This window comes from Halorubrum sp. SP3, assembly GCF_005435195.1.
GTDB classification, from domain to species: domain Archaea; phylum Halobacteriota; class Halobacteria; order Halobacteriales; family Haloferacaceae; genus Halorubrum; species Halorubrum sodomense.
In genome coordinates this window covers 1-1,257 of sequence record NZ_SGTU01000107.1, presented here as the reverse complement: position 1 = coordinate 1,257, position 1,257 = coordinate 1, and the positions used below count along the sequence as shown (strand labels likewise).

2 pseudogenes are annotated in these 1,257 nt (G+C 55.8%); both read left to right on the top strand.

Annotated elements, in window-relative coordinates:
- Positions 1–220, top strand: a pseudogene (locus tag EXE42_RS15660) (transposase); the annotation flags it as partial.
- Between the two features lie 378 nt (positions 221–598).
- Positions 599–1,257, top strand: a pseudogene (locus EXE42_RS15655) (integrase); the annotation flags it as partial.

Sequence of the window (1,257 nt, the reverse complement as noted above, 5' to 3'; positions counted from 1 at the left end):
GTACAAATCGATCAAAGGTGATTTTCTCGCGAAGACCTCCTCGAAAGACTACCGTGTTCGCCTGTTCTACTTCGTGTTCGCGGTCCTCTTGTACAATATCTGGCGGCTGACCGACTTCCTGCTGAAAGCAGGTGTCGACGGGGAAATGGACTACGCGCCTGTGATTGCTGCGGGTGAGTGTGTTGAGCTCGTTGCCTCGGCGTTGATCCCGCACGACTAATCGGCTGAGCTCTCGCTGGGTCCGCCGCTCAAGAGTGACAACCGTATTCAGCAGCGCTAAAATCCACACAATTTCGTACGCTCGTCCGGTAGTTCGAGAGTAAGGATTCAAAATCGATCCCCGACTGCTGAGAATCACCACGACTTGATGGCGATTCGATCCAAAACTAGCCTATCCTCCGAAACTGTGAACTTCCACACTGCGACATTTTGTATAGCGATATGTAATTTATAGCATGGGGGATCTAGCCCATTTGTCCGTAATCAGCCGCTAGACGGGTGATCGGGGCAATATTGGAAATTTTTCTATCCACTTTGGATTAGTCGAGTAGTCACAAGTAGATTTTTGAGGGTCGCCGCCGTCGGTGAAGCTGAATCAATGGCACCGCCAGCTGACGGCCCTCAATCCGGGGAAATAACCGGTGAAACACCACTCGACGATCCATTGCCTGATTTTCTCGACGCCAAGGCGAAGACGATCGGCGAGACTGATTCGGCTGGAGAGGAGGCCCAGCGCTCAGGGAACTACGTTCAAGCGCTCGAACGCGTCGTCCCGGACTGGATTGAATGGATGGACAGTCGCGGGGTTACCACTCTGGAGGCGCTCGATAGCCGACATCTCGCCCGATACGCTGGCCATCTTGCCCGGCGCGTGAATGCTCGACGGGCGAACGGTGATGCCGAGGGGATCACACCCGCTACCGCGTGGAACTACTACTCGCTCGTCTCTGCGTACCTCCATTATTGCCAGCAGTGGGAGTACATCGCAGAGAATCCGGCAGACACCGACCGGGCGAAAGACGAAATGCCTGACCGTCCCACGACGGATTCTGGGCAACAACAGTTCTGGTCTCAGCAACAGCGTGAGACCATTGTCTCGTACGTCGACGAGCGAGCACACGACGCCATTGATGCGGATCCCCGGAGTCGAGAGGCACTCACAGCTGCCCGTGATCGGGCGCTTGTCTACGTACTCGGATTTTCAGGTGTCCGTGGCGCTGAGGTTCTGGCTGCCAGTCGCGATGACCGGCGGACAGG